We start from the raw sequence: 2,743 nt of genomic DNA, 5'->3' as shown, positions 1-2,743 counted from the left end.
CATGCGGCTCGCCGCCCGCCCGGCCCGGGGCGGCAGCAGGGTGGTGTGCTGCTGGTCCGGCTGGCCCAGCTGGTTCGGCTGACTCAGCTGGTTCGGCTGGTACGGCTGGTTCGACGGCGGGGAGAAGGGCACGGGCGGCAGCAGCTGGGTGGCGGCGCCGGCGGTGTTCGCGAGCAGTTCCGCCGTCGGGTCCCCGACCATCAGTCCCGGTACCGTGCCGAGGAGTTCGGCCCGGGCGGCGGCCGCGTCGGCCGGGCGGTCCGCCGGGTTCTTGGCCAGCAGCCGCAGCACTGCCCCGTCCAGCGCGGGCGGCAGGCCGGGGCGCCGGACGGAGGGCGGCAGCGGCTGCTCGCTGACGTGCTTGAAGGCGATCGCCACCGGGGTCTCGGCGGTGAACGGGGTCGCGCCGGTGAGCATCTCGGTGAGCACGCAGCCGACCGCGTACAGGTCGGTCCGGCCGTCCAGCGCCGAGGCGGTGGCCTGCTCGGGCGAGAGGTAGGCGGCCGTGCCGAGCACGCTCGCGGTCTGGGTCAGGTTGCTGGAGGAGCCGGCCCGGGCGATGCCGAAGTCGACGACCTTCACCCCGCCGTCGTCGGTGATCATGATGTTCCCGGGCTTGATGTCCCGGTGCACCAGCCCGGCCGCGTGCGCGACCGACAGCGCCTCGCAGACCGCCGCCGCGATGCCGACCGCGCGCTCCACCGGCAGGACCTGCTGCTCCGCCAGCAGGGCGGCCAGCGAACGGCCGGTGACCAGCTCCATGACGATGAACGGGGTGCCCTGGTCCACGCCCGAGTCGAAGACCATGACGATCCTCGGGTGCACCAGCATGGCCGCGTGCTGGGCCTCGCGGCTGAAGCGCTCGGCGAAGCGGGGGTCGTCGGCGAGGCCTCCGTTGAGGACCTTGACGGCCACCTGACGGCCCAGCACCCGGTCCACCCCGCGCCAGACGGTCGCCATGCCGCCGACGCCGAGTATCCCGACGAGTTCGTAACGCCCGTTCAGCGCCCGTCCGATCACCTGGAGCTCCCCTCACGTGCCCTGGCCCCGGGGTCCCGGGCCGCCTCGTGCACCCGTGCACGATAGCCGCACCGCCGAGCGGGTCCGCCGGGGGCGGAGGGTGGCGGTCGGGGGACCGGGCAGCGGTCCCCCGGCCGCCGGCACGGGGGTGCGGCCCGCCCTGACTGCGGGAGGGCGGGCCGCACGTTTCCGGGCCGGCCGGGCCGGAGGCGCGTCCGGGGTGCGCCTACCGGTCCGGCCGGAGCCGGCCGGGTGGCCGGTTGGCACGGGGGAGCCGACCGGCCACCCGGGGTCTTCGGGTGGTACTGCTTCCTGCGGGTGGTGCGGTACTTCGGGTGGTGCGGGTGGTGCTGTTCCGGGTGGGCGGCGAGCCCGGGGGGAGTCGCTCGCCGCCCACCCGGAGTCCTGGGGGGTGCCTCCCGGCCTACTGCTCGTTCCCGGGCCGGGCGGACCTGCTCGGGCGGACGTCCGACGGGGGGACGGCGCCCGGTGGGGGCACGGTCACGCCGGGCTTGCCCGGTCTGGTCCCGCTGCCGCCGCCGTCCTCGCCGTTGCCGCCGCTGGTGGCGTTGCCACGGCCTCCGTTGGCATTGCCATTGGCGTTGCCGTCGGCATTGCCTCCGTTGCCACCGCTGTTGGCGTTGCCGTTGCCGCCGCTGTTGGCGCTGCCGTTCCCCTTGCCGGTGCCGCCGCGGCCGGGGTCGCCCGTCGGGGTGCCGGCGCCCTGGTGGTCGCCGTCCTCGTCGTCGAGCGCGGCCTCGCAGTAGTCCGCCACCCGGTCCGCGCCGCCGGCCGCCGTGACCAGCGGGCCGTACAGCGGATCGCCGACCAGCCGGGCCGGGCGGTCGCCCTTGGCCGTACGGTCGGTGAAGCCGGTGCAGAGGCCGAGCAGTGCGGGCGGGACGGCCGAACGGCCGCCGCGCCTCTCGGCGGAGGGGGTGCCGGGCGTCGCGGGGTCGGACGGGACGACCGCCTGCGGTCCGGCGGAGGCACTGCCGGACGGACGGGCGGAGCCGGACGCCACGGCACCGTACGGGGCCGCACCCGCGGACGGTCCGGCAGCGGGCGAGCCCGCCGCGGGACCGGTGGCCGCGTCCTGGCCGGCGAGCGTGTGCTCCGGCGCGGACGGGCCACCGCCCAGGGCGGACGGCAGGTTGCCGGTGCCGGCGGCGACGGCGACACCGCACAGCGCGGTGGCGCCGAGCACGACGGCGGTGGCCTTCGTGCTGAAGGCCCTGGCCAGCGCGGCGGTTGCCATCGATCGTCTCCGGACGGGGGTCACTGTCGGGTCGGGCGTGAGACTCGCCTCCCGGAACGCGGCCAGGGCGGCCTCCTCCCCGGCCAGTTCGCCGGCCGTCGCGGGGGCGGCGGCCGCGGCGAGCACCCGGGCGAGCTGCCCGGGACCGCCGTCCGGTCCGGTGAGCGAGGCGTCCTGCCCGGCCGACGGGCCGCCCACGGCACCACCGAGCAGCTGCTCGGCGGCATCACGGTCGATCCGACGGGATCGGTTGGTGCTCATCTCATGTCCTTCAGCGTCGCGGCCCGGCGTTCTGTCACACCCTGCGGAGAACTTTTTTTCGCGGCTTTCCCCGCGGGTCGCCCGGCGGCCTCGCCCGCGCCCACTCCGGCCGCCGCCGTGTCCGCCGTTCCGTCCACCGTTCCCTCGGCCGTTCCGGCTCCGGCGCCGCCCGTCACCCCGCCGCCCCGGGTCGCCGCCTCGCCG

The 2,743-nt window shown here is 76.9% G+C and carries 2 protein-coding genes and 1 pseudogene; all 3 read right to left on the bottom strand.

What is annotated here, in order from left to right; translation table 11 throughout:
• A partial coding sequence (locus AE652_RS39090; protein ID WP_159028699.1) for a protein kinase occupies positions 1-1,020 on the bottom strand: 1,020 nt, incomplete at its 3' end.
• Between the two features lie 424 nt (positions 1,021-1,444).
• The gene (locus tag AE652_RS43320) at positions 1,445-2,539 is read right to left on the bottom strand and encodes a hypothetical protein (protein WP_053112548.1); all 1,095 of its coding nucleotides are present in this window, start codon (positions 2,537-2,539) and stop codon (positions 1,445-1,447) included.
• A pseudogene (locus AE652_RS48780) lies at positions 2,536-2,743 on the bottom strand (hypothetical protein); the annotation flags it as partial. The pseudogene AE652_RS48780 and the gene AE652_RS43320, both read right to left, overlap by 4 nt.

It is taken from the genome of Kitasatospora sp. MY 5-36, assembly GCF_001182915.1.
GTDB lineage: Bacteria > Actinomycetota > Actinomycetes > Streptomycetales > Streptomycetaceae > Kitasatospora.
Note: the sequence above shows the minus strand (reverse complement) of the source record. Positions and strands in the feature narration are given on the sequence as shown.